Annotated in this window: 27 protein-coding genes; 14 read left to right on the top strand and 13 right to left on the bottom strand. The window is 73.3% G+C overall.

The window, feature by feature from the left end:
- Positions 1-76: 76 nt before the first annotated feature.
- A complete protein-coding gene (locus BM237_RS07830) occupies positions 77-841 on the bottom strand; it encodes a rod shape-determining protein (RefSeq protein WP_093848916.1) in 765 nt (254 codons plus the stop codon).
- Positions 842-926: 85 nt separating this feature from the next.
- A complete protein-coding gene (locus BM237_RS30245; RefSeq protein WP_281253905.1) occupies positions 927-1,409 on the bottom strand; it encodes an FAD-dependent oxidoreductase in 483 nt (160 codons plus the stop codon).
- Between the two features lie 230 nt (positions 1,410-1,639).
- Between BM237_RS30245 and BM237_RS07820 the strand changes: the two genes are divergently transcribed.
- Positions 1,640-3,382, top strand: a complete 1,743-nt coding sequence (locus BM237_RS07820) for a cellulase family glycosylhydrolase (RefSeq protein ID WP_093848790.1) — start codon at positions 1,640-1,642, stop codon at positions 3,380-3,382.
- Between the two features lie 56 nt (positions 3,383-3,438).
- Here the strand turns inward: BM237_RS07820 and glgC are convergent, their stop codons facing one another.
- A complete protein-coding gene (gene glgC, locus BM237_RS07815; RefSeq protein ID WP_093848789.1) occupies positions 3,439-4,659 on the bottom strand; it encodes a glucose-1-phosphate adenylyltransferase in 1,221 nt (406 codons plus the stop codon).
- Positions 4,660-4,953: 294 nt separating this feature from the next.
- Positions 4,954-5,325: an ASCH domain-containing protein gene (locus BM237_RS07810; RefSeq protein ID WP_217655811.1), complete on the bottom strand. Its 372-nt coding sequence runs from the start codon at positions 5,323-5,325 to the stop codon at positions 4,954-4,956.
- 282 nt (positions 5,326-5,607) lie between these two features.
- Between BM237_RS07810 and BM237_RS07805 the strand changes: the two genes are divergently transcribed.
- Complete coding sequence (locus BM237_RS07805; protein WP_093848787.1) at positions 5,608-6,615, top strand: hypothetical protein; 1,008 nt, start codon at positions 5,608-5,610, stop codon at positions 6,613-6,615.
- Between the two features lie 366 nt (positions 6,616-6,981).
- Here BM237_RS07805 and BM237_RS07800 read toward each other — a convergent pair whose 3' ends face one another.
- Positions 6,982-8,016 carry a sodium:calcium antiporter gene (locus tag BM237_RS07800; protein WP_093848786.1) on the bottom strand — a complete coding sequence of 345 codons (1,035 nt, stop codon included), beginning with the start codon at positions 8,014-8,016 and terminating at the stop codon, positions 6,982-6,984.
- Between the two features lie 448 nt (positions 8,017-8,464).
- Here BM237_RS07800 and BM237_RS07795 point away from each other — a divergent pair, with 448 nt between their 5' ends.
- Both BM237_RS07795 and BM237_RS07790 read left to right on the top strand, forming a co-directional pair.
- Complete coding sequence (locus tag BM237_RS07795; protein WP_093848785.1) at positions 8,465-8,686, top strand: hypothetical protein; 222 nt, start codon at positions 8,465-8,467, stop codon at positions 8,684-8,686.
- Between the two features lie 109 nt (positions 8,687-8,795).
- Positions 8,796-9,818, top strand: a complete 1,023-nt coding sequence (locus tag BM237_RS07790) for a sporulation protein (protein ID WP_093848784.1) — start codon at positions 8,796-8,798, stop codon at positions 9,816-9,818.
- Between the two features lie 98 nt (positions 9,819-9,916).
- On the opposite strand, the gene BM237_RS07785 is transcribed toward BM237_RS07790, so the two are convergent.
- Both BM237_RS07785 and BM237_RS07780 read right to left on the bottom strand, forming a co-directional pair.
- Entirely contained in the window at positions 9,917-10,858 is a 942-nt protein-coding gene (locus tag BM237_RS07785) for a M56 family metallopeptidase (RefSeq protein ID WP_093848783.1), read from the bottom strand.
- Positions 10,859-10,865: 7 nt separating this feature from the next.
- Positions 10,866-11,261 carry a BlaI/MecI/CopY family transcriptional regulator gene (locus tag BM237_RS07780; RefSeq protein WP_093848782.1) on the bottom strand — a complete coding sequence of 132 codons (396 nt, stop codon included), beginning with the start codon at positions 11,259-11,261 and terminating at the stop codon, positions 10,866-10,868.
- 327 nt (positions 11,262-11,588) lie between these two features.
- On the opposite strand from BM237_RS07780, the gene BM237_RS07775 reads away from it, so the two are divergent.
- Complete coding sequence (locus BM237_RS07775) at positions 11,589-12,260, top strand: helix-turn-helix domain-containing protein (protein WP_093848781.1); 672 nt, start codon at positions 11,589-11,591, stop codon at positions 12,258-12,260.
- The gene (locus tag BM237_RS29210) at positions 12,250-12,390 is read left to right on the top strand and encodes a DUF6126 family protein (RefSeq protein WP_175540923.1); all 141 of its coding nucleotides are present in this window, start codon (positions 12,250-12,252) and stop codon (positions 12,388-12,390) included. Before BM237_RS07775 ends, BM237_RS29210 begins: the two co-directional genes overlap by 11 nt.
- Before the next feature lie 56 nt (positions 12,391-12,446).
- Here the strand turns inward: BM237_RS29210 and BM237_RS07770 are convergent, their stop codons facing one another.
- Together BM237_RS07770 and BM237_RS07765 are read right to left on the bottom strand one after the other, a co-directional pair.
- Complete coding sequence (locus BM237_RS07770; protein ID WP_093848780.1) at positions 12,447-13,256, bottom strand: ABC transporter permease; 810 nt, start codon at positions 13,254-13,256, stop codon at positions 12,447-12,449.
- On the bottom strand, positions 13,253-14,263 hold the full coding sequence (locus BM237_RS07765; protein WP_093848779.1) for an ATP-binding cassette domain-containing protein: 1,011 nt from the start codon (positions 14,261-14,263) through the stop codon (positions 13,253-13,255). Before BM237_RS07765 ends, BM237_RS07770 begins: the two co-directional genes overlap by 4 nt.
- Before the next feature lie 135 nt (positions 14,264-14,398).
- On the opposite strand from BM237_RS07765, the gene BM237_RS07760 reads away from it, so the two are divergent.
- Both BM237_RS07760 and BM237_RS07755 read left to right on the top strand, forming a co-directional pair.
- Complete coding sequence (locus BM237_RS07760; RefSeq protein ID WP_093848778.1) at positions 14,399-15,019, top strand: L-threonylcarbamoyladenylate synthase; 621 nt, start codon at positions 14,399-14,401, stop codon at positions 15,017-15,019.
- Positions 15,020-15,087: 68 nt separating this feature from the next.
- Positions 15,088-16,056 (top strand): pyridoxal-phosphate dependent enzyme, encoded by a 969-nt coding sequence (locus BM237_RS07755; protein ID WP_093848777.1) that lies wholly within the window; start codon positions 15,088-15,090, stop codon positions 16,054-16,056.
- Positions 16,057-16,081: 25 nt separating this feature from the next.
- Here BM237_RS07755 and BM237_RS07750 read toward each other — a convergent pair whose 3' ends face one another.
- From BM237_RS07750 to BM237_RS07740, 3 genes are all read right to left on the bottom strand, one after another.
- Positions 16,082-16,696, bottom strand: coding sequence for a hypothetical protein (locus tag BM237_RS07750; RefSeq protein WP_093848776.1), 615 nt, complete (start codon positions 16,694-16,696; stop codon positions 16,082-16,084).
- 175 nt (positions 16,697-16,871) lie between these two features.
- A complete protein-coding gene (locus BM237_RS07745) occupies positions 16,872-17,216 on the bottom strand; it encodes an STAS domain-containing protein (RefSeq protein ID WP_107415209.1) in 345 nt (114 codons plus the stop codon).
- A gap of 212 nt (positions 17,217-17,428) precedes the next feature.
- Positions 17,429-18,499 (bottom strand): Ppx/GppA family phosphatase, encoded by a 1,071-nt coding sequence (locus BM237_RS07740; protein WP_093848914.1) that lies wholly within the window; start codon positions 18,497-18,499, stop codon positions 17,429-17,431.
- Between the two features lie 166 nt (positions 18,500-18,665).
- Between BM237_RS07740 and BM237_RS07735 the strand changes: the two genes are divergently transcribed.
- A complete protein-coding gene (locus BM237_RS07735) occupies positions 18,666-19,082 on the top strand; it encodes an ATP-binding protein (RefSeq protein ID WP_093848775.1) in 417 nt (138 codons plus the stop codon).
- Between the two features lie 45 nt (positions 19,083-19,127).
- Here BM237_RS07735 and BM237_RS07730 read toward each other — a convergent pair whose 3' ends face one another.
- On the bottom strand, positions 19,128-20,768 hold the full coding sequence (locus BM237_RS07730) for an FAD-dependent oxidoreductase (RefSeq protein WP_093848774.1): 1,641 nt from the start codon (positions 20,766-20,768) through the stop codon (positions 19,128-19,130).
- Between the two features lie 218 nt (positions 20,769-20,986).
- Here BM237_RS07730 and BM237_RS07725 point away from each other — a divergent pair, with 218 nt between their 5' ends.
- The 5 genes from BM237_RS07725 to BM237_RS07705 all read left to right on the top strand — a co-directional run bounded on the left by BM237_RS07725 (position 20,987) and on the right by BM237_RS07705 (position 25,448).
- Entirely contained in the window at positions 20,987-22,132 is a 1,146-nt protein-coding gene (locus tag BM237_RS07725; protein ID WP_245793475.1) for a SchA/CurD-like domain-containing protein, read from the top strand.
- A gap of 76 nt (positions 22,133-22,208) precedes the next feature.
- On the top strand, positions 22,209-22,652 hold the full coding sequence (locus BM237_RS07720) for a cupin domain-containing protein (RefSeq protein ID WP_093848772.1): 444 nt from the start codon (positions 22,209-22,211) through the stop codon (positions 22,650-22,652).
- On the top strand, positions 22,649-23,917 hold the full coding sequence (locus tag BM237_RS07715) for a beta-ketoacyl-[acyl-carrier-protein] synthase family protein (protein ID WP_093848771.1): 1,269 nt from the start codon (positions 22,649-22,651) through the stop codon (positions 23,915-23,917). The genes BM237_RS07720 and BM237_RS07715 overlap by 4 nt, the downstream gene beginning before the upstream one ends.
- Positions 23,914-25,182 (top strand): ketosynthase chain-length factor, encoded by a 1,269-nt coding sequence (locus tag BM237_RS07710; RefSeq protein WP_093848770.1) that lies wholly within the window; start codon positions 23,914-23,916, stop codon positions 25,180-25,182. Before BM237_RS07715 ends, BM237_RS07710 begins: the two co-directional genes overlap by 4 nt.
- A complete protein-coding gene (locus BM237_RS07705) occupies positions 25,179-25,448 on the top strand; it encodes an acyl carrier protein (protein ID WP_093848769.1) in 270 nt (89 codons plus the stop codon). Before BM237_RS07710 ends, BM237_RS07705 begins: the two co-directional genes overlap by 4 nt.

Raw genomic sequence — 25,448 nt, 5'->3', positions numbered from 1 at the left:
GGGCCCTGCCCGTCTCCGGAAGGCCGGCCCGTACGGAAGGGTGCCGGCCCGGCGGATACGACCGGGGCGGCCCCGTTCAGCGGTGGTGCGCATGCGTGGAGCGCAGTGCCTCGGCGGCTCCGCGCAGTGCCGCGATGTGCGGCTGGGGAGCGGGTCGTACACAGGTGTTCAGCCGTACGGAGAGCTGGTAGGTCACCTCCGGACGCAGGGCGCCCCCGCCGCCCACCAGCGGACCGCGTTCCAGCGCGTCGACGAGGTGCGGAACACGGCTTCCGCGCAGCATGCCGGTGACCATCGCGGCGGTCTGGGCGACCAGCTCGCGCGAGGGGGTCGTGTCGAGGTCGCTGGTGCCCAGGGCCGCCCTGCGCGCGGCGCTCACGGCACCGTCGACCAGCAGGGCCACCTCGGTGATGTGCGCGCCGATGTCCACCACCAGCAGTGGACGGGACAGATCCGCGCGGACTCCCAGCGCGATGGCCCTGACGCTCTCGACGGACAGCACCGTGCGGGGCCGCAGCACTCCCAGCGCCTCGACCGCGGCGGTGTGGTGGCGCCGGTCGCTGAGGACCGGGGTGGTGACGGCGACCACCGGGCGGGCGAGGCGGGTGGTACGGCCGCCCAGCAGGCGCTCCAGCAACCGGCCGGTGCCGTCGGCGTCGACGATGGTGCCCCGCTGGACGGGATGGGTGATCCCCCTGCCCGGGAAGGTCACGGTGGGCGCGTCGATGACGCTGCGGCGGCCCTGTGTCCAGGCCCGGGTACGGGCGCTGCCCAGGTCGATGGCGATTCCCGGGCATCGCCGGCACACCGGCCAGGCGGGGAAGCGGTGGGCGGAGAGCATCGTGGACTCGGAACCGGCCACCGCCGCGTCCCCCCGGCCCGTGGGCGGGACCGCACCGCTGCCGGCGACCTGGTGGTTCACGACCTCACCTTCCACACCCCCCGCGGGGCACCCGGGAAACAGAACCCGGCCTGCGGCGGGCAGTTGCCGGTACGGCGCCGCCGCGGCGCGGCGGATCACTGGCCGTCGCCCTCATCCTGGCCGAAGGGCCTGCCCCCGGCCATCGGGGGCAGGCCCCATTTCCGCCGGGCGGCGGTGTGCAGTCGACCCGCTCCGGGCGCCGTGGGCCCGTGACCGGCCCCGGGGTGATGGCCCACATGCCGTGGCCTCCGGCGGCGAAGACGCGCGACGAGCGGGTGGCTCCGATCAGCGGCAGCCCGTCGGCCGTGCAGGGCCGGGAGCCGACCCACTCGTCCCGGCCCTTGGCTGAGCGGCCCCGGCGGAACACGGCGGCCGCTGCGGGACCGTGTCCGGGTCGGCGCGCCCCGTTCCACCGGGGCCTGCCGGCCTTCGTGCCGGGCGCGGTTCCGGCCGGTCCATTTCCCCGCCACCGACCGTCGAATTTCATTCGATGATTCGCCGCGCATCGAACACCGATGGTCGAACGTCTGGATTCCTGCCCGGAAGTCCATATTGCTGGGCGGGCGATTCCACCGGTCCCGCACACCACCCCTTGCGCCATTGACCCACCGCTGCCAGCATCGCGACCGAGTGGTATTCCCATGGGCCTCCACGGGCGAACACACCCGCGCCGGGCCCCTTTCCCCGTCACCGTGCCATGTGACCACGAGGAGTGCGATGTCCGGTTTACGCGACAGATCGGGGAGGACCGGCCGGTGGGCCGGTCTGCTGGTGAGCGGCATGGTCACGCTGCTCGCCGGGCTGAGCGTGCCGGCCGCCGGAGACGCCCAGGCGGTGCCCGGCGCCGGGCACGGAAAACGCGCCCCGAGCGCCGCGATGTCCCAGGTCGCCGCGATGCAGCCCGGCTGGAATCTCGGCAACTCCCTCGATGCCACCGGCGACGACGAGACGTCTTGGGGAAATCCCCGTATCACCGAGGCGCTGCTCGACAATGTCAGGGCACAGGGGTTCAACAGCATTCGCATTCCCGTGACATGGGGTGGGCATCAGGGTCCGGCGCCGGATCACGCCCTTGAGGCGGAATATCTCGACCGCGTCGAGGAGGTCGTCGACTGGGCGCTGGCGGACGGCTTCCATGTCATGATCAACATTCATCACGACTCCTGGCAGTGGATCGCGGACATGCCTGCCGACCGCGCCGGTGTGCTCGCCCGCTACAACGCCATCTGGGATCAACTGGCCGACACCTTCCGGGACCACCCGCCCGGGCTGGTGTTCGAAAGCGTCAACGAGCCGCAGTTCAACGGCGGTCAGGGCGACGCCCGGAACGCGGAGCTGCTGGACGAGCTCAATACCTCGTTCCACCGCACCGTGCGCCGGTCGGGCGGCGGCAACGCCGACCGCCTGCTCGTCCTGCCGACCCTGCACACCTCCGCCGACCAGGCACGGGTGGACGAACTGGCCGACACCATCGACGCCCTCGGTGACCCCCGCGTCGCCGCGACCGTGCACTACTACGGCTACTGGCCCTTCAGCGTGAACGTGGCGGGCGGTACGCGCTTCGACGCCACCGCCCGGAAGGACCTGACCGACGCGTTCGACCGCGTCCACGACACCTTCGTGGCCCGGGGCGTCCCGGTGATCCTCGGCGAGTACGGCCTGCTGGGCTTCGACCGGCACACCGGCACCATCCAGCAGGGCGAGAAGCTGAAGTTCTTCGAGTCCCTCGGGTACCACGCCCGCATCAGGAACATCACCACGATGCTGTGGGACAACGGCCAGCACTTCCGGCGCACCGGCTTCCGCTGGAACGACCCGGAGCTGTTCGCCCAGATCAGGTCCAGTTGGAAGACCCGGTCGGGCACGGCCTCCTCCGACCAGGTCTTCAGCGCCCGCGGCGAAGCCGTCACCGACAAGACGCTCACCCTGAACCTCAACGGCACCTCCTTCACCGGGCTGCGCCACGGCTCCACCGCCCTGGTGCGCGGCAGGGACTACACCCTCCAGGGCGACCGGCTCACCATCACCGCCGCCGCGCTCACCCGGCTGAGCGGTTCCCGGGCCTACGGCACCAACGCGGTGCTGCACGCACGGTTCTCACGCGGCGTGCCCTGGCGGATCGACCTGATCACCCACGACACGCCCGTCCTGCGCGACGCGGTCGGCACGACGGATTCGTTCGCCGTTCCCACCGACTTCCGCGGTGACAGGCTCGCCACGATGGAGGCCGGATACGCCGACGGCAGCAACGCCGGCCCCCACGACTGGACTTCCTACAAGGAGTTCGACCGTGCGTTCGCGCCCGACTACGCAGCCGGCGCCACCACTTTGACGTCCGACTTCTTCGCCGAGGTCAGGGACGGCGCCCGCGTGACGCTCACCTTCCACTACTGGAGCGGGGCACAGGTGACCTACCACGTCACCAAGTCCAAAACCTCGGTCACCGGCACCACCGCCTGACCGCCACCGCCCCGGCTCCGGGCGGGTTCGCGCCCGGAGCCGGGGCACCGTACGTCTCACATGACGCGCTGCCCCTTGCCCAGCGCCACCACACCGTTCTCCGAGACGGAGTACAGCTCCCGGTCGCTTCGCTCGTCGACCCCGACCGCGGCGCCGGGCGGTACTTCTATGTGCTTGTCCAGGATCGCGCCCCTGACGATCGCGCCGCGCCCCACGCGCACGTTGTCGTGGAGGACGCAGTCCTGCACGACCGCCCCCTCCTCGACCACCACGCCCGGCGAGAGGACCGAGCGGGTCACCTGGCCGCGGATCAGGCAGCCCGCGCTGACGATGGACTCCCCCGCGATGCCCCCGGCGTTGAACCGGGCGGGCGACAGCTGGGAGGAGTGGGTGTAGACCGGCCAGTCGCGGTTGTACAGGTTGAAGGCCGGGCGTTCGGCGATCAGGTCCATGTGGGCGTCGTAGTACGCGTCGAGGGTGCCCACGTCACGCCAGTACCCCTGGTCGCGGGTGGTCTCGCCGGGCACGTGGTTGGTGTTGAAGTCGTACAGCTGCGCCTCGCCGCTCTCGGTGAGGATGGGCAGGATGGAGCCGCCCATGTCGTGCACGGAGTTCTCGTCCTCGGCGTCCTTGAAGAGGGACTCCACCAGCGCCCTGGTGGTGAAGACGTAGTTGCCCATGGAGGCGAGGACGGAGTCGGGGTCGTCCTGCAGACCCGGCGGATCGGTGGGCTTCTCCAGGAAGCCCTCGACCGTCCGGCCGTCCGGGCCGGGTTTGATGACACCGAAGGCGGAGGACTCCGCGCGCGGCACCCGGATGCCGGCGACGGTGACACCGGCACCGCCGTCGATGTGCTGCCGCAGCATCTGCCGCGGGTCCATGCGGTAGACGTGGTCGGCGCCGAAGACCGCGATGTGGTCGGGGCGCTCGTCCTGGACCAGGTTCAGCGACTGGAGGATGGCGTCGGCGCTGCCCAGGTACCAGTGGGGGCCGAGACGCTGCTGGGCGGGCACGGGCGTGACGTAGTTGCCCAGCAGACTCGACATCCGCCAGGTGGTGGTGATGTGCCGGTCCAGCGAGTGCGACTTGTACTGGGTCAGGACGCAGATCCGCAGGATGTCGCCGTTGACCAGGTTGGACAGCACGAAGTCGACCAGGCGGTACGTTCCGCCGAAGACGACCGCGGGCTTGGCCCGGTCGGCCGTGAGCGGCATCAGCCGCTTGCCCGCTCCACCGGCCAGCACGATTCCCAGCACCGAAGGTCCGCCGCGTCGCATCGCAGCTCCTCTCTCGCCTCCGCGCCGCCCCGGCCACGTGCCCCGGGGCGGTTGAGCGGCTTCGGCTCGCGGGCGAGGGGCTCGGCACGGGCGCCCGCACCGCCGTGGACGCCCGGCGGAAACCCCACGGCGGTCGGGCCCGCCCTCATACGGCCCCGTCCCTCGAACGTCCTGTTCCAGGGTCGCTCACCCGGCGCGGTTGCGAAAGTCGATCTCCCGGGCGCCCGCGGCCCCGCTCTCCCCGGGCGGCCGGCGAAGCAGGCGGTCGTGAGCCGTACGCCGGGCCCGTCGGTTCTACCCCGCGAGCCGGAAGGCCAGGCAGGCCACGGGGGTGCGGTCGGTGACCGGGGTGCCGACGCGCTCCCAGAACCGGCGGTGGCCCTCGCGCCACTCCTCGAGGGAGGCGTCCCCCTCGCCCTCGGCGGCAGCGTGTTCCCAGCCCACCTCGCCGAAGGGCTTGACCTCGACACCGGTGATCTCGACGGTGGCGACGCGCCGGCCGCGGTCGTCCAGCAGCGCCAGCCTCTCACCCGCGTACTCCAGGCCCTCCGTCTCCTGCGCGTACTCCTGGAGCAGACCGGTCGTGGCGGTCTTCGCCCCCGCCAGGACGAGCGCGTTCAGCCGGGCCCGCAGGCCCCCCGGCGTGCCCAGCTCCAGAGCGCGCATGCCGTCCACCCGGGGCCACATCCGTCCACCACCTCGTCTCCCCGCCGCCTCGGCACGTCCACCGCCCTGTGCGGCGTCCTCGCGTGATCGTACGCTCCCGGCCGGGCCGGCCGGGCCTGCGCGGACAGGTGCGGAGGCCGCCGTGCGACGGCCCGTTGCGCCCGGCCGGTACGGCAGGACACCGGACCGGAAGACCCCGGTGGGCGGGCCGGTCCCGGTGTCGGTGCGGCGTGGCATTCTGGCACCGGACCGATCACAGCCCACAGGAGACAAGAGCACGGCATGATCTTTCGCCGTACCGAAGAGCGCGTCGTCGTCCGCTGCGGCACCTGCCCCGGCATGCCCCTCCTCCCCACTCCCTGTGACATCGACACCGGGAAGTGCCTGCGCTGCCAGGACAGAAGCCGTCCCCTGCCCGTCCCCCACCCCGACGATCACCTGTGCGACGTGTGCCGCCGCGAGTGCCCCGGCTGCGGTGCACCGTCCGCCCAGGGCGGCCGGTGCCGGGCCTGCCGCGGCCTGTGCCGCACCTGCCATGCCCCGCTCCCCGCGCGTCCGGGGAACGGAGCCGCCCGGGAGGGTCTCCGGTCCCGGATCCCCGACAGAGCGGGCAGGCCGGGCGAGGGGGCCGCACGGCGGGAACGGGTCTACCTCCCCAGGACCTGGCTGGACGGCCAGTGCGACGCCTGCCGGAACGCCCCGGGCTCCGCCGACCCGGTCCGCGCGGTCCTCGCCGCCCTGCCGGACAAGGTCATCCGCGCCTGTGGGGGCACCGCCCCTCCCGCCGCCGTCGACACCATCCGTACCGAACTGCGGTACCACACCACCGCCCAGCTCACCGCCCGCATCGACCGCCGCTGGTGGGGAGGCTGGGCCTCCCGCCCGCTGAGCAGGGAGGCGGACGAGCACGGGGACGGCCACCGGCCCGACCATGTCGCCGTCTGGCTGCTGGCGCCCAGCGGCTGCCCGGCCCGCTGCGACGACGGCTGGACACCCGGCGACCCCGACCTGCCCTGCCCCCACTGCGGCAGCCGGGCCCGGCCCCGGCCCGCCGCCGAGGGCGGCGACGACCGGGAGACGCCCGCCGCCACACCCGCCGACCGCACCCCGGCCGAAGCCGTCACCCATCGGCCCATGCCCGAGTGCGAGGGGCGCAACGGCACCTGCGGCGTTCCCGTCGCCGCCCCGTACACCATGTGCCCGTCCTGCCTGGACTGGCCCCGGTGCGCGTGCGGCCGCCGCTACGACCCGCGGCGGGCCGCCGCGTGCACCGCCTGCGCGACGGGCTGAGCCCTCCGGCGGGACACCGGGGGCCTTCCCGGTGCCCCGTCCCGCCGGGGACTCGAACACAGGGAGACGGAAACACCGTGGCGACGCGGCGACACGGCGATGTCCGCGGTGATCGCCCGGTCGAGGCGGGTGGGTGGCCCGGGTGACGGCGGCGGGCGCCCGGCCTTCCCGCCGGCACGCCGGCGTTTCGGCGACCACCACCGCCGCTTTTGCGGTCGGTTCCGCCGGCGCACCCGGCTCCGCGTCGGGAAGCGACGGGTACGGTGCGGCCGGGGTGATGCGTCCCGTCCACGGGGCGTGTGACGGAAGGGGCGCGATGCGGCGCCACATTGTGGTGCACGGCCCTGCGCGCCCGGAGCCGCCCTGTCAGAGAGCGAGGACGACCACGCTTCCCAGATAGACGGCGAGCAGCACGATGCCGTCGAATCCGAGCCGCAGCCAGCCGCGCTTCTGCCGCACCAGCATGCCGCCCATCAGCACCGTGGTCATCAGCAGGGCGGCGCTGGTGAGGAAGAGCTGGTCGGTGCCGGCCGCGTGGTAGAGGGAGCCGCCGCGGAAGAAGAGGTCGCCGATGGCGAGATTGAGTACGTCCAGGCAGTTGCCGCCCACGATGGCCGCTATCGCCAGGGTCACCGCTCCGCGCCGTACCGCCGCGACCGCCGTCACCGTCTCCGGCAGCGCGTTGACCCCGCCCATCAGGACCGCGCCGACGAAGCCCGCGTTCAGCCCGGTCACCTCCAGCAGGCTCTCGGCCGCCCTGGCCACGGCCCAGCCGCCCAGCGCGACCAGGCCCGCGACCGCCAGGAACTCCCCCCACAGGCCGCGGTCGCCCCGTCCGGCGAAGCGCTCCTCGTCCGGCGTGTCCGGGACGGTCTCACGGGTGCGGACCGCCCGCCACATCGGCTCCTCCTGATCACGGATCAGCCGGATCCCGCCCCAGTAGAAGGCCGCCAGCACCAGTGAGGCCGGGTGTACTCCGAGCACCGTGACCTCGGGGCCGAAGGAGGCCATCAGCACCAGGCCGAGCAGGGCTATGAGCAGGCAGCCGAACAGCACATTGGGCAGAGACGCCGCGGCGTGCTCCAGATTGACCCTCCGATAGGAGGCGTCGGCGACCACCACCGCCAGGGTCTGCGCCGCGATGCCGCCCACCGCGTTGCCGTAGGCCAGGGTGGGCTGGCCGTCCACCGCGCTGACCGCCGTCATCACGATGCCCGACAGGGAGGTGATCAGCCCGAAGAAGACCGCGCCGAACAGTGCCTCGCCCCAGCCCGTCCGGTCGGCGAGGGTGTCGCCCAGCGCCGCGAGCCGGACGCTGCACACCACGGTGACGGCCGCGGCCACCAGGAAGATCGCGACGCTCCAACCCAGGCTCCACGATCCGGTCCAGGCTGCGAGCATCCGTAACTCTCCTCGTCATACGCGTCAAGGTCCTCTGCCGCATGCCCAGACCACCGGCGAACAGACCACCGGAAGTGGCCGAATGCGACGGTGGCGCTCGTCTCCTCCTCACCCGCTTCCCGGGAGGGTGTCGGCGTCGTGAGGGGTGAACAGTGGGTGGATGGGAGAGGTGACGCCCGTTCAGAGGGCCGTTTTCGGCCTTTCCCGCTCTGATCACCTCGGTGCGCCCCGATCGGGGGCCGGCGCCCCCTATCCTTCTACAGTCATGTAGAAGAAAGAGGAGGCCGTGTGCTTCGCCCGCTACCCGCGCGTTCCGCCAGGGCACACCGCGGCGATCCACGGCCCGGGGACCGGGCCGCAGGACCGACCGGTCAACGCACGGACCGGCCGGTGCGGTTCCGCCCGGGCCCGCACCTCACTCACACACCGTCAGCCTGGGAGGGCGTACGTGGCTTCGATCGATCTGGACAAGGTGCTGGACAAGGCGTGGGCGGACAAGGCCCTGCCGGAGATACTCCAGGCACCCGTCTCCGCCCTCAAGGGTGTCTCCGACCGTGACGGCGAACTGCTGGACGAGGCGTTCGGCGTGAAGACCGTGGCCGACCTGGCCGGGCTGAAGTACGTCCGCTGGGCCCAGGCCCTGGCCGCACTGGACACCACCGCCAAGTGACCCCGAGGGCCCGCTCGGCGCCGCGTACGGCACAGCCCCCGCTCCCCCGCCGCGGCGCCGCGCGCCCTCACCCGCACAGACACACGCACATGTAAAGGAGAACGCCGCGATGGTGTTCAAACGGCTGCTCGGCTCGCTCGGTGTGGGCGGCCCCACGGTGGACACGGTCCTGGACCCGGGCGCGGCCCTGCCGGGCGGCCCGCTGTCCGGACAGGTCCATCTCAAGGGCGGCAGCACCGACTTCGACATCGAGCACATCGCCCTTGAGTTGGTCGCCCGCGTCGAGGCCGAGCACGAGGAGGGCGAGTCCGAGGGCGGGATCGCCTTCGAGCGCTTCACCGTGGCCGGCGGTTTCCGCCTGACCGAGGGCGAGGAGCGCACCGTTCCGTTCACCGTGACGCTGCCGTGGGAGACCCCGGTCACCGAGCTGCACGGCCAGGCCCTGGGCATCGTCCTCGGGGTGCGCACCGAACTGGCCGTGGCCGGCGCCAAGGACAAGGGCGACCTCGACCCGCTGGCGGTGCGTCCGCTGCCCGCGCAGGAGGCGGTCCTGCAGGCTCTGGGGCAGCTCGGGTTCGGCTTCAAGTCCGCCGACCTGGAGTACGGCCGCATTCACGGCACCGGCCAGACCCTGCCCTTCTACCAGGAGATCGAACTCACCCCCGCTCCGCAGTACGCGCACGCGGTCAACGAGATCGAGGTGACCTTCCTGGCCCACCCCGGTGGCATGGAGGTGGTGCTGGAGGCCGACAAGCGCGGCGGCCCGTTCTCCGGCGGGCACGACACCCTCACCCGGTTCGCCGTCGGGCACCAGGACGTCCGCGACTGGAACACCGAGGTGGACGGCTGGGTCCGGCAGCTCGTAGAGCACCGCGCCGCGTACGGGGCCCCGGCGCCCTACGGGCAGCCCAGCCCCTACGACGGCGGCTACGCGCACAAGGACGACTACGGCCACCACCACGGTGAGCATCACGACGGCCACCGCTCCGGCCCCGGCATGGGCACCGCCATCGCCGCGGGCGCGGCCGGGCTCGCGGTCGGCGTCGCCGGCGGGATGGTCGCGGCCGAGGTCGTCGACGAGATCGGCGATGCCTTCGAGGACGAGGACGAGGGCGAGGGCGACGAGGGCTGATCCGTACGGCCTGTGTCCGGGCCGCGGTGGTGCGCGGCCCGGGCTCCCACCACCGCCGCGGTGCGGGCGGTGGTCCGCGAGGCCGCCGCGGCCGGGTCCTACAGCGGGGTGGCCGCCTTCAGCACGAAGAACAGGGTGACGGCGGAGTTCGCCGACGACAGCGCCGAGACGGTCGTGCCCGCCGCGGCCGTCCAGGCCGCCAGCCCCGCCGTGGTGAACACCGGCGGCCAGCTGCGTGCCACCGGAGCCGGCTCCAGCAGGGCCGCCACCCGCCGCGGTACCGGCCCGGCCGCGGCGAAACGGGCGAGTGCCGCGGCCGGGCCGGTACCGCGGGAGACCAGCGCGGCCTTGCCCACCGCCCGGGCCACCGCCCGCCGGTTGCCGACCGCCTCCGCCGCCTCCTCGTCCGCCCACCGCTCCGCCGTGTAGGACACCGCCGTCCGCAACGGCCGCAGGAAGGGATTCGCCCGCGCGGCCAGGTGCACCGCCAGCAGAAGCCGGTGGTGCCGGCCGGCCAGATGCGCCCGCTCGTGCGCGAACAGCGCCCGCCGCTCCCCGCCCTCCAGGCACGACAGCATCGCCGTGGACACCACCACCCGTCCCCGCCGGCCCCGGCCCGCGGGCAGCGCGTACGCGTACGGCTCGCCGTCGGGCAGCACCGCCACCGAGAGGCCGCGTGCACCCGTCAGCGCCCGTACCGCCCGGCGCCGCACCCGGCAGTGCGCCCACAGCGTCCGCGCGCAGGCCGTCACGACCGCCAGCAGTGCGGGGATGGCCGCCCGGCCCGCGATCTCGTCGTAGGGGACCGCCTCTCGTACTTCCTCGTCCGACCAGCCGTCCGGCAGCGGGTTGCCCGGCAGCTGCGCGGTGCCCACCACCATCAGCAGCGCCAGGCAGACCGTGCTGCACACCGCCAGCACACCGGCCGCCACCGACAGCAGCACCGTGGCGGTGCGCGGGTGCAGATGCTGCTCGGCCAGGCGCGCGATCGGCCAGGCCGTCAGCGGCAGCACCAGCGGCAGGAAGACGAAGACTCCCACAGCCGCCTCATTCCCCCGGCTCTTCGGCTCGCTCCAGCAGCTCCCGCAGCAGTCGCTCGTCTCCGGGCGGCAGAGAGGTCACAAAACTCGCCAGCACCGCCTGACGGTCACTCTCCCCGTCCAGCACCCGCCGCATGCGCAGCGCCGCCAGCCCCGCCTCGTCCGCCGTCGGCGACCACACGAACGATCGTCCCGCCTTCTCCCGCACCACCGCGCCCTTGGCCAGCAGCCGGGTCAGAATGGTGATGACGGTGGTGTAGGCCAGGTCGCCGCCGAGCCGCTCCCTCACCCAGGCGGTGTCCACCGGTCCCGGCGCCTGACGCAGAGCCGACAGCACCTGCACCTCCAGTTCGCCCTGGCCGCGCCGGCGCGCACGGGGCCGCCCGCTCCTCTCCTGGTCCACCCTGCCGTCTCCTTCCAGCCGTGCCCCCGTCACCCCGGCCGGGCCGACCGTACATCGTAGGCGAGTGGCGGCCGCACCGAGACCGTCGAGGGCGTGGCCCACTGCCCCGGCATGGAGAGCCCCGCCTCCTGCAACACCCTTCCGGCCGAGTTCCTGCGGGGCCTTCCGGGCTGAGGGGCGAGGCGGAGAGGCCTGCTGGAGCCCCCGCGGTGGCGCGACCCGCTTCCCCGGGCTGAAATCAGAGCGGAAAGCCGTTCTCACACCATTCACTCTTGTCCGTGAGGCAAAGAACTTGCCTCACAGGCACAAACGTGGCTCAATGAATGCATGGGCCAAAGAACTCCCGACACGGGCATGGACCTGCCCGGTATCGCGCCCCGTCTGCGCGACCTGCGCAGACGGGGCGGACTCACCCTGGAGGCCGCAGCCGAGCGGCTCGACCTGTCCCCGGCGCACCTGTCCCGTCTGGAGACCGGGCAGCGTCAGCCGTCGCTGCCGCTCCTGCTGACACTCGCCCGGACCTACGGCACCACGGTCGCGGACCTGCTGGGCGAGGCTCCTCCCGACAGGGATCCGGTCATCCGGGCCGGACAGGTGGAACCGGTCGAGGCCGGCGGCTGGGTCTACCGGCAGGCCGGCGGATCGCGGCGGGCCATGCAACCGCTGCGCGTGCACATCCCCCCGAACGCCCAGAACGACCTGGTCCGCACCCACGCCGGAGAGGAGTGGCTGTACGTCCTCACCGGCCGTCTCCGCCTCGCCCTGGGAAGCGACGAGTACCTTCTCGGCCCCGGCGACTCGGCCCACTACGACAGCCTGACACCCCACCGGATCACCGCCGTCCCCCCGGAGGGGGCCGACCTTCTCTTCGTCCACACGCTGCTGCAGAGCAACATCGGCGATCTGTGTCCGGGCGGCGGGGAACCACCCGTCCGGCGAGGCGCCCGGCGGCACACCGACTCATCGCGATCTCCGGAAGGTGACCCCCATGCTGAGTGAAGACACCGGCGTCGAACGCGGCGACGGCCGCTTCCCCCGCGGACTCGTTCTCCGCCTGTTCGCCTACATAGTCGCGGGCCACGTCTTCGCGTTCTTCCTCTACCTGCTGTTCACGCTCGGAGGCGAGTAGTCCCTCCCGTCCCCGCCCGGCGCACCGGCGCCGGGCGGGGAGGCTCGCCCGTCTCCTCAGACCTTGGCCCGGTAGGCCCTCATCGCCAGCGGGTAGAAGACCGCCGCTATCCCCGCCGCCCAGACCAGCGACCACAGCAGCGGCCGGCCCACCTCACCGCCCAGCAGCAGACCGCGGTACGCGTCCGACAGATGGGTGACCGGGTTGACGTCCGCCCAGGCCTGGAGCCAGCCGGGCATGGTGTCGACGATGACGAAGGCGCTGCTGGTGAAGGTGATGGGGAAGATCAGGGTGAAGCCGAACGCCTGGACCTTCTCCGCGTCGCCCGCCAGCATGCCGATCAGCACCGCGCACCAGGACACCGCCGCCGCGAAGACGACGAGCAGCAGCGCACCCGCCAGGAAGCCGCCGAAGCCACCGGTGACGCGGAAGCCGAGCACCAGACCGAGGGCGATCATCAGCAGCATCGCCCACACGTGCTTGGCCAGGTCGGCGGTGATCCGGCCGACCAGCGGGGCGGAGCGGGCTATCGGCAGGCTGCGCAGCCGGTCGAAGACGCCCTTGGTGAGGTCGGTGTTGAGGGCCAGCGCCGTGTAGGTGGTCATGAACAGGGTGTTCTGGACGATGATCCCCGGCAGCGCGTACGTCAGGTAGACATCGGGCGACCCGGCCATCTGGCCGCCGAGCACATAGGTGAACAGGAAGACGAACATGATCGGTGTGATGCTGTAGTCGACCAGTTCGAGCGGGTTGTGCTTGATGGCGACGAGGCTGCGCCACGCCATGGTGGCGGTCTGCCGCAGCCCGGCGCCCGGGCGGACCCTGCCGCCGGCGGTGACGGGGGTGCCGGCCGTCGTGGCGGTCATGACGCGCTCACCGTCCTCTCCTCCTTCCGTTCCCCGGCCCGGGCGCCCGTCCCCCGCCGTCCTCCGTCCGGCCCGGCACGGTGACCGGTCAGCGCGAGGAAGACCTCGTCCAGCGACGAGCGGCGCAGCGTCAGCTCCCCGACCGCGATACCGGCCCCGTCCAGGCTGCGGACCACCGCGGGCATCAGCTCCGGGTCGCCGACCGGCGCCGTGACCACCTCCCCCTCGATCCGGGTCTGGGGGCCGGCCGCCCGTGCCACCAGGGAGTGGGCGGCCGCCAGGTCGTGCCCCCGCACCGGCCGCACCTGAAGCACCTGGCCGCCCACCTGCGACTTCAGATCGTCGGGCGTGCCCTCGGCGATGACCCGGCCCTTGTCGATCACCACGATCCGGTCGGCGAGCAGATCCGCCTCGTTCAGATACTGCGTGGTCAGCAGCGCGGTCACGCCCTCGGCGACCAGGCCGCGCAGCATGTCCCACAACTCCCCGCGGCTGCGCGGGTCGAGGCCGGTCGTCGGCTCGTCCAGGAAGAGGATGCTGGGCCGGCCCACCAGGCTCGCCGCCAGGTCCAGCCTGCGCCTCATGCCTCCCGAGAACGTCTTCACCGCGCGCCCGGACGCATCCGTCAGCCCGAAGCGCTCCAGCAGCTCGGCCGCCCGCGCCTTCGCCTCGCGCCTCGGGATCCCCAGCAGCCGTCCGATCAGCAGCAGGTTCTCCGTGCCGGTGAGGTTCTCGTCGACCGCCGCGTACTGGCCGGTCAGACCGACCAGGGAACGCACGACCCCCGCCTCCCGCACCACGTCGTGGCCGGCCACCTCGGCCCGCCCCGCATCCGGCTGGAGCAGGGTGGCGAAGATCCGCACGGCGGTGGTCTTGCCCGCTCCGTTCGGCCCGAGCAGCCCCAGCACCGTCCCGGTGCGGGCCTCCAGGTCCACACCGTCCAGCGCCCGGGTGTCCTTGAAGCGTTTGGCCAGGCCCTCGGCCTGGATCGCGTACGCGTGTGCCATGGGGTTCGCCTCCTCGAACCGAGGTCGCGTCCGGGTCCCGCCTCCGGCCCCCCGGCCCGGGAACGGCCCTATGGACAACTGTGACGCACACCACTGACAACCGTCGCGGTGACCCGATCGCGTAAGGTCGGCGGGATGGCGAGGTATTTCGACGTGCACCCCGACAATCCCCAGCAGCGCACCATCGGCACCGTGGTGGACGGCATCCGGTCCGGCGGGCTCATCGCATACCCCACGGACTCCTGCTTCGCGCTGGGGTGCCGGCTGGGCAACCGCGACGGCATCGCCCGGATCAGGTCGATCAGGAACCTCGACGACCGCCACCACTTCACCCTGGTGTGCCGGGACTTCGCGCAGATGAGCCAGTTCGTGCGCATCGACAACGACGTGTTCCGGGCGATCAAGGCGGCCACGCCCGGCAGCTACACCTTCATCCTTCCCGCGACGAAGGAGGTGCCGCGCCAGCTGCTGCACCCGAAGAAGAAGACGGTCGGGGTCCGGATCCCCGACCACGTCGTCACCCGGGCCCTGCTCGACGAACTCGGCGAGCCGCTGCTGTCCAGCACCCTGCTCCTGCCCGGCGAGGAGGAGCCGCTGACGCAGGGCTGGGAGATCAAGGAGCGGCTCGACCACGTGGTCGACGCCGTGCTGGACTCGGGCGACTGCGGCACCGAGCCGACCACGGTCGTCGACTTCTCCGGGGGCGAGGCGGAGATCGTACGCAGGGGAGCGGGCGACACCTCCCGGTTCGAGTAGCCGGGCCGACGGCCCCCGTCCCCCGCCCCCGGTCCCCTGTCCCCGACACCCCCGATGGAGGCATCGACATGACGAGCACACCGCCGGTCACGCTGGAGGACGTCCGCGACGCCGCGGCGCGGATCGAGGGCGTCGCCCACCGCACCCCCGTGCTGCGCTCACGCACCCTGGACTCCCTCGCCGGCGCGGAGGTCTTCCTCAAGTGCGAGAACCTCCAGCGCGTCGGGGCCTTCAAGTTCCGCGGCGCCTACAACGCCGCCTCGCGCCTGTCGTCCGAGCAGCTGGCCCGGGGCATCGCCGCCTACTCCTCGGGCAACCACGCGCAGGCCGTCGCCCTGGCCGCGCGTGAGCTGGGCACCACCGCGGTGATCCTGATGCCCGAGGACACCCCGCGCTCCAAGCTGGAGGCCACCGCCGGATACGGCGCTCAGATCGTCACCTACGACCGCTACACCGGCGACCGGGTCGCCCTGGGCGAGGCGCTGGCCGCCGAGCGCGGGCTGACGCTGATCCCGCCCTACGAGCACCCGCACATCATCGCCGGCCAGGGCACCGCCGCGCTGGAACTGATCGAGGAGGTGGGCGAGCTCGACGCCCTGGTGGCCCCGGTCGGCGGCGGCGGGCTGATCGCCGGCAGCGCCACGGCCGCCAAGGCCCTGCTGCCCGGGATCCGAGTGATCGGCGTCGAGCCGGAGGCGGGGGACGACACCAGGCGGTCGCTGGAGGCGGAAGGGCGCGTCTCGATCCCCGTGCCGCGCACCATCGCCGACGGTCTGGCCGCGGAGACGCCGGGGGAGCTGACCTTCTCCGTCAACCGCAGGCTGGTCGACGAGATCGTCCTGGTGGACGACGACCGGATCCGAGACGCGATGCGGCTGGCGTTCGAACGGCTGAAAACGGTCGTCGAGCCCAGCGGCGCCGCCGCCCTGGCGGCCGTGCTCGCCGGGCTTCCAAAACCCTTGCCGTCCCGCGTCGGCGTCATCGTCTCCGGCGGCAACGTCGGCGCGCAGCGCTTCGCCGAGCTCCTCGGAAGCTGATCCGGCCGGGACACCGCCCGCCTGGCTAGTGGCCCAAGTGGCCGTGGTCGTCGCCCTGCGGCGGGCGGAGGGAGGCGCCCGGCACGGCGCCGGAGAACTGCCCGGCCGCGCCGTTCCGGGCCCCCTCGGGCCATACGAGCACCTGGTAGCCGACGGCCACGATGTCGGGGACGGCCCAGGCGCTCAGCTCCGTGGCGCTCTCGCCCGGCGCCAGCTCGCCCTCGAAACCGCCGTCGGCGGCGGCCCTCCGGGCCATGCCGCCGACCTCGACTCCCACCCACTGGATCTCCACCGCGTCCAGGTCGAGGGGCGTATCGCCGTTGTTGGTCAGCTCCACGCGCAGCCCCAGCGGCTCGCCGCTCTGCCCCAGCAGCTTCTCGCGGGCCCCGGCCAGCCGCTTCTCGTCCACCGTGCCGCCCTGGACGTCGGTGCGGTCGGCCGGACGCAGCCGTCCCAGTACCGTCGCCGTCGCCTCCAGGCCGTCCGGCCAGGCGAAGGTCTTCCCGGTCGGCACCGCCGACGGCCCGGCGGACGCGGCTTGCGAGGGTCCGGCGGTCGCCGGGGCGGAGGGGCCGGGGGTGGCCGAGGGGGCCGGCTCGCCTCCCGCGCCGCAACCGGTGAGGGTCAGGGATAAGGACATCAGAACCGCTGCGAGTACGGTTCGGCGCATGGGGACTCCAGCGGGCGGCGTCGGGCTGACAACGGCGAGGCCGACGGTAGCGTCCCGCCCCCGGCCCGTAAAGATCGGCGGCCCGCGTGCGCGTTCCCTCGTCCGGGGCGCCGGTGCCGGGTGTGCCGGGGCGGGACGCCCTCTGTCACTCCTCGATCACCGCGACCGTGTCCAGGCCGACGTCGTGCAGGGTCCGCAGGACGGTCCGGCCGGCTCCGCGAACGGTCAGTACGGCGTTCCCCGGCCGTCCGGTGGCCGCACGGAGCAGGGCGTAGGCACATGCCAGGTCGAGGTGGTCGAGATCGTTCATCTCCAGCACGACTTCGTGGGCGCCGAGCAGCCGCGGGTCCACGAGCCGCTCCTCCAGTCCACCGAGTGTTCCGGAGTCCAGTCGGCCGGAGAAGCTGAGCACGGTGCGGCGGCGTCCGGCCTCGGTGATGGTCAGGTTCGGGCGGTGTGCCCGTGCGGTGGGTTGCGGCTCGGATGCCATGACGGCCTCCTCCGTGTGCCGACCGGCGGTGGTTGTGCGCCTGTCTTCGTCCTCTCCCTCCAGCTTCTCACCACCGCCCCTGCCCGGACCGGCGGTCGCCGGTCCGGGCAGGGGCGGGCAGGGCAGGGTGAAGCGGCGCGGGGGCGATCGGGTCCTGGGACCGCCGAAGCCACCGCGTGGAGGGCCGGTGAGCCCGGCCGGGCTCAGGCCCCTCAGCCTTCCCGGACCACAACGTCCTTGACCACCCGTTCACCGGGCCGGCCGCGGCGGCCGGACGGGGACCGGGCCAGGGCCGGCCCCGGCTGGCATGCGCCGGACGGGTCCGTCCGGCGCATGCCAGCCGGGGCCTCGTGCCACAGCGGGGCCTGCTCCCGGATCTGTCTGAGCATGACACCCTCGCGCAGCCCCCACGGGGAGAGTGTGAGGGTCTCTATCTCCATGCACCGCATGGCCGTGTGCGCTATCACGGCTCCGGCCAGGGACTGCCGGGCGCGGGCGGCGGAGATGCCGGGCAGCTCCGCGCGGGCGGCCGCGGGCAGCAGGGCCAGCCGTTCCACGGCCGCCTTGAGGTCCCCGCGCTCGATGCGGCGGGTGACGAAGGGGCCCAGCTTCCCCGGAGGGGCCCCGCACAGCCGGGCCAACTGCTGGAAGGTGCGCGAGACGGCCACGGCGGTACGGGGGCGCTCCCAGTGGATCCGGACCGCCACGTCCCGCAGCTCGTGGCGTACGCGGCGCCTCAGCTCCCTGACCGCACCGGCCGGCGGAGGGTCCGCCTCCCCGAAGTACTCGCGCGTCATCCGTCCCGCGCCCAGCGGAAGGGAGGCCACGAAGCCGGGCGTCCTGTCCCGGCCGAAGGCCACCTCCAGCGAGCCGCCGCCGATGTCCAGCAGCACCATCGGGCCAGCCTGCCAGCCCATCCACTGCCGGGCCGCCAGGAACGACAACTCCCCTTCCGTCACACCCGACATGACGTACAGGGGCACCCCGGTCCCGCTGTGGACGGCCTCCAGGATCTGGTGGCGGTTGGGCGCGTCCCGGATGACCGCGGTGGCGAAGGCGAAGGGCTGCTCCACCCCCCAGCGGGCAGACTCCTCCCTCACCTCGGCGACCGCGGCCACCACGGCGTCGACCGCCCGCTCGCCGAGCCGTCCGTCCGGCCCCACGTACTCGGCCAGCCTCAGCCGCCGCTTGGCCGTGTGCACCGGCAGCGGTATGTCACCGCCGCAGTCGGCCACCACCAGCCGCACCGTCTTGGATCCCACGTCCACAACCGCCAAACGCATGGAGGGCTCGTGCCCCCCGGCGCCGCGCGGCATGCCACCACCCCCCGGGCACGGGCACAGACCGGCCATGTCCCGCCGGCGTCCCGCCGATGTCGCGGGCGCCGCGCCATTTTGCACCGGCCCGCCGGGGGCAGAAGTACCGCAGTGAGCAGGGAGGTGGGCCGTCGTGTGCGAGTCGTCGCTGCGGGCCGTGGGGTGGGCTCGGTCACTGCCGGTGGCCAGCGGGGTGAGGGCCGCACGGGAGTGGGCGCGCGGTCATCTGGAGTCACTGGGATGGACGGAGTCGGCCCCGGAGACGGTGGACGCGGTGCTGCTGACCGTCTCGGAGCTGGTGACCAACGCGCACGTGCACGCCCACAGCGCCGCCCAGTTGGTGCTGACGTGGGACAACCGGTGCCTGCACGTGAGCGTGCGCGACTCCTCGGCCGACCTCCCCGCGCCCCGCTCCCCCAGTGCCGAACGGACGTCGGGGCGCGGCATGTTCCTCGTCGACGCTCTGGCCGACGAGTGGGAGGCCCGCCCCTGCGCGGGCGGCAAGGCCGTCACCGCCTGCTTCCGTCCGCCCGGCCGGCCCACCGGGTGATCTTTGCGGGCCGGCCGGGTGGACGAACCCCGCCGCCGGGGGCCGTCAGTCCAGCGCCAGCACCGTCGAGACGGCCCGGCGCAGCACCTCCTCCGGGTCCGGGACCGGCCCGGCCGAGCGCCACGCCACGAACCCGTCGGGACGCACCAGCACCGCGCCGTCCGGCTCCGTGCCGTGGGTGCGCGCCCAGTCCGCACCGTCCTCGGGCACGAGGTCGGCGTCCGTCCCGGCTCCGATCCGGTACGGCGTCAGCGGCACGGACAGCTTCTCGGCGACCCGGCCGGCCGCCTCGTACCACCCGGCCGCCGTGCCGGCTCCGGTGATCAGGACCGGGGAGCGCTCGTACAGGTCCAGGGTCGAGATCCGCTCTCCGGCGCGGCTCAGCCACATGTGGGGCGCCCGGCTGCCCGGCTCGCCCGTCAGGCGCAGCTCCCCGGGAACGGGCGGCGTCCGGGGGTCGGTGCCCACGACGGCGCCCCGCGGGTAGCGGTATCCGACGGCCACGGCGAGAATGCCGCCCTGCGGACCGCGGCCCTCCGCGCCGGGGGCCGGGGTGTAGCCGGGGTGCTTGTGCTCCGCGGAGCGCGCCGAGGCGCGGGCGGCGGTGGCCTGCGCCACCGGGCGGCGCTCGGCGTCGTAGGTCTCCAGCAGGCCCGGCCCGGCCCAGTCCCCGAGCACGGCGGCCAGCTTCCACGCCAGGTTGTGCGCGTCCTGGATGCCGGTGTTGGAGCCGAAGGCGCCGGTGGGGGACATCTCGTGGGCCGAGTCGCCGGCCAGGAGGACACGGCCGGCCCCGTAGCGCAGGGCCACCCGTTCCGCCGCGTGCCACGGCGCCCTTCCGGTGATCTCCACGTCGATCCCGGACACGCCGACCGCGCGGCGGATGTGCTCGGCGCACCGCTCGTCGGTGAACTCCTCCAGCGTCTCGCCTCTCTCGGGGTGCCAGGGCATGTGGAAGACCCAGTGCTCCCGGTTGTCGACCGGCAGCAGCGCCCCGTCCGCGTCCGGGCCGGTCAGGTAGCACATGACGAAGCGCCGGTCGCCCACCACGTCGGCGAGCCCCCGGGAGCGGAAGGTGACGCTCACGTTGTGGAACAGCTCGCCGGGGCCGCTGTGGCCGATGCCGAGGCTCTCGCGCACCGGGCTGCGCGGGCCGTCCGCGGCGACGAGGTAGTCGGCGCGGACGGTGGTGTGCTCCCCGGTCTCCCTGCTCCTGACCACGGCCGTGACCCCGTCCGAGTCCGGCTCGAACGTCATCAGTTCGGTGGAGAACCGCAGGTCGCCGCCGAGTGCGCGGGCGCGCTCCAGCAGGACCGGTTCGAGGTCGTTCTGGCTGCACAGGCACCAGGTGCTGGGGCTGAGGCGGGCGAGCGCGCCGCCTGGGTCGATCTCCTGGAACAGCCACCGGCCCTCGTCCCCGGTCAGCGAGGGGGTCTGGAGGATGCCGTGGTTGCCGGACAGGACCGACGCCGCCTCCCTGATCCCCGGTTCGACGCCCGCCACCCGGAACAGTTCCATCGTCCGCACGTTGTTGCCGCGTCCCCGCGGGTGGGTCGAGGTCCCCGCATGCCGTTCGACAAGCGTGTGCCGCACACCGAGGCGGCCGAGGAACAGCGAGGCGGACAGGCCCACCAGGGAACCACCGACGATGAGGACGGGGGTTTTGTGGTCGGCTTCTTCGTTCATGTCTTTCCTCCAGCACATCGATTTCGCCGGTACGTGCACACGCGCGTCCCGGACGGTTATGGATGCCACCGAGGTGTCCGCTTCGCTCGCCCTTCACCCGGTTGATTCTGACGGTTTGCGAGTCCGGAAAGAGCATCACATGATCAGTTCTCATGACGACTGACGCCGAGTCAACGCCCTCGGCAGCCCCACCGTTCGCCAATGGAAAGGCTCCCAGGATGACGGTCTCGGGTCGCGCGCCCCAGGTGCCGGGCCGTGTCTCCCAGTCGGTGTTCGACGGCTCCCGGCTCCGGGCCGTCCTGCTGGTGGACCTTCAGGAGGGAGCCCAGCAGCGCTTCCTCGACGCCTACGAGCGCATGTGCGCCCAGGTGGCCTCCGTGCCCGGCCACATCAGCGACCAGCTCTGCCAGTCCATCGAGAACCCGTCCCAGTGGCTCATCACCAGCGAGTGGGAGAGCGCACCGCCCTTCCTCTCCTGGGTGAACAGCGAGGAGCACCTGGAGACGGTCAGACCGCTGCGCGCCTGCGTCCGCACCATGCGGCCGCTGCGTTTCGGCATCCTCAGGGAGACCCGCGGCGGCGGGCACACCGCGGTCGCTCCGGGCGGGGAGACGCCGCGGCCGCCCGTCCGCCTGGGCGACGGCACGGTGCACCACGCCCTGACCTACACCGTCCGGCCCGGCAGCGAGTCCAAGGTCGCGGAGATCCTGTCCGCCTTCGACCCGCCCGACCCCGAGGTGGACGACGCCACCCGGCTACTGCGCACCTCGGTGTTCCTGCACGGCGACAGGGTCGTGCAGACCGTCGAGGTGCGGGGCGATCTGTCCGCCGCCCTCGGCCACGCCATCGGCCGGCCCGAGGTCCGTGCGGTCGAGGAGGCCCTCGCCCCCCACCTGGAGCGGGAACGGGACCTCGGCGATCCGCAGTCCGCCCGGGTCTTCCTCACCCGTGCGGCGATGCCGGCCGTGCACCGCGCCGCGTCCGGCGGGCCGGGGTCGCCCCGGACCCGCCGGCACGCCCTGTACTACCCGGCCCGGGAGGGCCACGGCACGGACCTGGCGCGGCTGATCGCCCAGCAGGACGAGAGCGCCGCGAACGACCCGCACGACCCGGTCCGCGCCGTCACCGTCTTCCAGCGCGACGACATCGTCGTACGGATGGTCGAACTGGAGGCCGAACCGGACTCCGTTCCCGCCCGGGCCCTCGGCCTCGGCGAACCGGGCGCCCTCACCGGGGCAGCCGGCCTGCTCGACCTCGAAGCCCTCGGCCTCGACCGTCCCCCGGCGGACGAGCGCGGCCTCCTGCGCCTGCTGGCGCACGCCGGCATGCGCCTGCTCACCGACCGGAGAGCACCGCACTCCTGACCCCCGCCGACCGCGGCGCCGGCCGGCCCCGCCCGCACACCGCCCGCACCTTTCCACTCCCACGGAGCGAACGACCATGACCCAGCAGCCCCCACGCATCGTCGACCTCTCCCAGACCGCGCCCAACCGCAGGCGCGGAGGCGATCTGCGCGCCATGCTCACCCCCACCACCGTCGGCTCCACCAGCGGATTCATGGGCCTGGCCATCGTGGAGCCCGGCGACCGCATCGGCGAGCACTACCACCCGTACTCCGAGGAGTTCGTGTACGTCGTCAGCGGCCGCCTCGAGGTGGACCTGGACGGGGAGCCCCACCCCCTCGCCCCCGACCAGGGCCTGATGATCCCCGCGTACATGCGGCACCGGTTCCGCAACGTCGGCGACACCGAGGCGCGCCTGGTCTTCCACCTGGGGCCGCTGGCCCCCCGCCCGGAGCTCGGGCACGTCGACACCGAGGAGACTCCGGCAGACGACCCCGCCGTCGGCGACCGGGCCGCGCAGCCCACCGGAGCGTCCTCGTGACACGACGCGTGGCCGTCACCGGTCTGGGCGTGGTGGCACCGGGCGGTATCGGCGCCGAGGCCTTCTGGGACCTGCTGGCGAACGGCCGCACCGCGACCCGGGGCATCACCCTCTTCGACCCGGCGGGCCTGCGCTCACGGATCGCCGCGGAGTGCGATTTCGAGCCACTGGCGCACGGCCTGACAGTGCAGCAGACCGAACGCTGCGACCGCTACGTGCAGTTCGCGCTGGTCGCCGCGGCGGAGGCGGTCGGCGACGCCGGTCTGCGGACGGAGCACGAGGACCCCTGGCGCCTGGGTGTCAGCCTGGGCACCGCGGTCGGCGGCACCACCCGGCTGGAGCACGACTACGTCCTGGTCAGCGAGCGCGGCTCCCGCTGGGACGTCGACCACCGGCAGGCCGGTGCGCACCTGCACCGGGCGTTCTCCCCCAGCACGCTCGCCTCGGCGGTCGCGGAGGAGTTCGGCGCCCGCGGCCCGGTGCAGACCGTGTCCACCGGCTGCACCTCCGGGCTGGACGCCCTCGGTTACGCCTTCCACGCCATCGAGGAGGGCCGCATCGACGTCTGCCTCGCCGGCGCGGCGGACTCCCCGATCTCACCGATCAGCATGGCCTGTTTCGACGCCATCAAGGCCACCTCCCCCAACAACGACGACCCCGCGCACGCGTCCCGGCCGTTCGACGCCGACCGCGACGGCTTCGTGATGGGAGAGGGCGGCGCGGTGCTGGTACTGGAGGAGCTGGAGCACGCCCGGGCCCGCGGCGCGCGCGTGTACTGCGAGATCACCGGCTACGCCACCTACGGCAACGCCTACCACATGACCGGACTGACCGGTGAGGGCCTGGAGATGGCGCGGGCGATCGACACCGCCCTGGACCACGCCCGCCTGGACGGCTCGGACATCGACTACGTCAACGCGCACGGCTCGGGCACCCGGCAGAACGACCGCCACGAGACCGCGGCGGTCAAGCGGTCCCTGGGCGCCCACGCCTACGGCACGCCCATGAGCTCGATCAAATCCATGGTGGGCCACTCCCTCGGCGCCATCGGCTCCATCGAGGTCGCCGCCTGCGTCCTGGCCCTGGACCGCCAGGTGGTGCCGCCCACCGCGAACTACGAGACCCCGGACCCCGAGTGCGACCTGGACTACGTGCCGCGCGCGGCGCGTGAGCGGAGACTGCGGAACGTGCTGTCGGTGGGCAGCGGCTTCGGCGGCTTCCAGTCCGCGGTGGTGCTGAGCGGGCCGGGCTGGAGGACACCATGAACCCGCCAGGCGCGCGGCGCGCGGTCGTCACCGGCATCGGAGTCGTCTCACCGGGCGGAGTCGGCGCGGACGCCTTCTGGAAGTCGGCCGCGGAGGGCCACAGCCTCCTGGACCACGTCTCCCGGGAGGGCTGCGGCCATCTGCCGCTGAAGGTCGCGGGCGAGGTCCGCGGTTTCGACCCGGCCGCCGTGATCGAGGGCAGCCACCTCGTCCAGACCGACCGGTTCACCCACTTCGCGATGGCAGCCACCTCGCTCGCCCTGGAGGACGCCCGGCTCGGCCGCGCCGACATCGGCTCCCCGTACTCGGTGGGCGTGGTCACCGCCGCGGGGTCCGGCGGTGGCGAGTTCGGGCAGCGCGAACTGCAGAAGCTGTGGGGGCAGGGCTCGCGCCACGTCGGCCCGTACCAGTCCATCGCCTGGTTCTACGCGGCCAGCACCGGCCAGATCTCCATCCGCGGCGGTTTCAAGGGGCCCTGCGGTGTGGTGGCCGCCGACGAGTCGGGCGGTCTGGACGCCCTGGCGCACGCCGCCCGCGCCGTGGTGCGCGGCACCGACACCGTCGTCGCCGGTGCGGCCGAGGCGCCGCTGGCCCCGTACTCGATGGTCTGCCAGCTGGGCTACCCCGAACTCAGCACCGGGGACGACCCCGAGCGCGCCTACCGCCCCTTCACCCCGGCCGCCCGCGGCTTCGTCCCCGCCGAGGGCGGGGCGATGCTCGTGCTGGAGGAGGAGGGCGCGGCCGTCGACCGCGGCGCCGAGCCCCGGGCGGTGGTGGCCGGCCACGCCGCCACCTTCACCGGGGCGTCCCGCTGGGAGTGCTCCCGCCAGGGTCTGGCCCGGGCGATCGGCACCGCGCTGGCGGAGGCGGGCTGCGCGCCGGAGGAGGTCGACGTCGTGTTCGCCGACGCCCTCGGCACGGCCGAGGCCGACCGGGCCGAGGCCCTGGCGATCACCGACGCCCTGGGCCCGCACGGCCGCCGCGTGCCCGTCACCGCTCCGAAGACGGGTACCGGCCGCGCCTACTGCGGGGCGCCCGTACTGGACGCCGCGGCGGCCGTGCTCGCCATGGAGCACGGCCTGGTGCCCCCCACCCCCAACGTCTTCGACGTCTGCCATGACCTGGATCTGGTGACCGGCCGGGCGCGCTCCGCAAAGCTGCGCACCGCCCTGGTCCTCAGCCGGGGACTGATGGGCTCGAACGCGGCGCTCGTGCTGCGGCGCGGCGCCGAATCCCCCACCGACCGAAGGAGTGCATCCGCATGACCGACCAGATGACGGGCCAGGTGACCGTCGAGGAACTGGCCGCGCTGATGAAGCAGACGGCGGGTGTCGCCGTGGACCCCGGTGACCTGCGGCAGCGGGCCGGCTCCGGTTTCGACGCCTTCGGCCTCGACTCGCTCGGACTGCTGGGCGTCGTGGGCGAACTGGAGAAGCGCTACGGCCGGGACATGCCGGAGCGGGCCGAACAGTGCAGGACTCCCCGCGAGTTCCTCGACTTCGTCAACGGCGTTCTGACAGCGGAGGCATGA

It is taken from the genome of Streptomyces mangrovi (assembly GCF_900114215.1).
In the GTDB taxonomy this organism is placed as follows: domain Bacteria; phylum Actinomycetota; class Actinomycetes; order Streptomycetales; family Streptomycetaceae; genus Streptomyces; species Streptomyces barkulensis.
Note: the sequence above shows the minus strand (reverse complement) of the source record. Positions and strands in the feature narration are given on the sequence as shown.